Source organism: Vibrio genomosp. F10 str. 9ZD137 (assembly GCF_049974785.1).
Lineage (GTDB): Bacteria > Pseudomonadota > Gammaproteobacteria > Enterobacterales > Vibrionaceae > Vibrio.
This window is the reverse complement of the sequence record NZ_JBNGCJ010000038.1, coordinates 1-1611: the sequence shown is the minus strand read 5'-3', so window position 1 is coordinate 1611 and position 1611 is coordinate 1. Positions and strand designations below refer to the sequence as shown.

1 protein-coding gene is annotated in these 1611 nt (G+C 47.9%); it reads right to left on the bottom strand.

The annotated features are described in order from the left end of the window. Window positions 1–1482, bottom strand: a 1482-nt coding sequence (locus tag ACP45E_RS00445; protein WP_141707152.1) for a molybdopterin-dependent oxidoreductase, incomplete at its 3' end; no start/stop codon positions are given. Window positions 1483–1611 lie beyond the last annotated feature (129 nt).

Sequence of the window (1611 nt, the reverse complement as noted above, 5' to 3'; positions counted from 1 at the left end):
GGCCGTTCGCATTTCGACGCCACGGGTTTGTGAGTTGACCGCGTGACCCCAATAGAACATGGCGCGGATATTGTCTTTTTGCTCAATATTTTCTTTATTTTCTAAAACGCCATCGATCCAACGAGAAACGGGAATTCCCATATTGTTCATTGGCAGCTTTCCTCGGTATTTTCCTTGGTCGAATCGGTTTTTCACCCATTCATACTCAAGGCCCCATACGCCCGCCCAATGCTTCCACGCGCCATCAGAAAGGCCGTAATAACCAGGTAACGTGTGCGAAAGAACACCAAGATCCGTTGCACCCTGTACATTGTCGTGACCACGGAAGATGTTGGCACCACCGCCAGACTTACCCATGTTGCCAAGCGCTAGTTCGAGAATACAATAAGCACGAGTGTTGTTGTTACCTGTCGTATGTTGGGTTCCGCCCATGCACCATACAATACAACCAGGGCGATTTTCAGACAGTAGTTTTGCGGTTTTGTATACTTCTTCTTCTGTTATGCCGGTCACTCGCTCTACTTCTTCAGGCGGCCACTTGGCGACTTCTTCACGAACCTCATCCATACCAAACACACGTTGGCGGATAAACTCTTTATCTTCCCACTGATTTTTAAACACATGCCATAACACGCCCCAGATAAACGCCACGTCTGAGCCAGGTCTTAATGATACATAGTGATCCGCTTTGGCAGCTGTTCTCGTACGGCGAGGATCGGCCACGACAATCTTACAGCTGTTTTTCTCTTTGGCGATTAGGATATGTTGCATCGCAACTGGATGCGCTTCAGCAGGGTTAGAACCAATAAAGAGCGCAGACTTACAATTGTGCATGTCATTAAAGGAGTTGGTCATCGCGCCATAGCCCCAGGTGTTTGCAACACCCGCTACGGTAGTTGAATGGCAAATTCGCGCTTGGTGATCGACATTATTTGTTCCCCATAACGAGGCCATTTTACGGAACATATACGCTTGTTCGTTGCTGTGCTTGGCACTTCCTAGCCAATAAACAGAATCGGGCCCTGACTCTTTACGAATCTCTAACGCTTTATCACCAATTTCATTAATCGCTTGTTCCCATGACAGCTTTTTCCACTTACCATTTTCAAGTTTCATTGGGTATTTGAGTCGACGTTCACCGTGTCCGTGCTCACGCAGTGCTGCCCCTTTGGCACAGTGCCCACCTGCATTAAATGGGTGATCAAACGCTGGCTCTTGCCCTGTCCATACTCCGTTTTGAACCTCCGCGTAGATACCACAACCAACGGAACAGTGGGAACAAATCGTTCGTTTAATCTCTGTTTTGGCATCGCTAGGGACTGATTTCGCTTCTGCTTTTTTCATCATTCCCGGTGCGAACAGACAAGCGCTTGCGACCGCGCCCCCCGCAGCCAAAGAGGAATTTTTCATAAAGGCACGACGACTCACACCAAATTGATTCTCTTTTTTAGTCACGCTATCTGAGCGTTTTGTTAATTTCATTGGTTTGCTCCTATAGCGAGTCGTAATAATCACGGATGTGCTGAGTTTCGTGGTACCCATCTGTTTCTTTTTGTTGGGGCGTTAACACCGCTTCTTCAGCCGATACTTTAGTGCTAACACCGGCGGCGA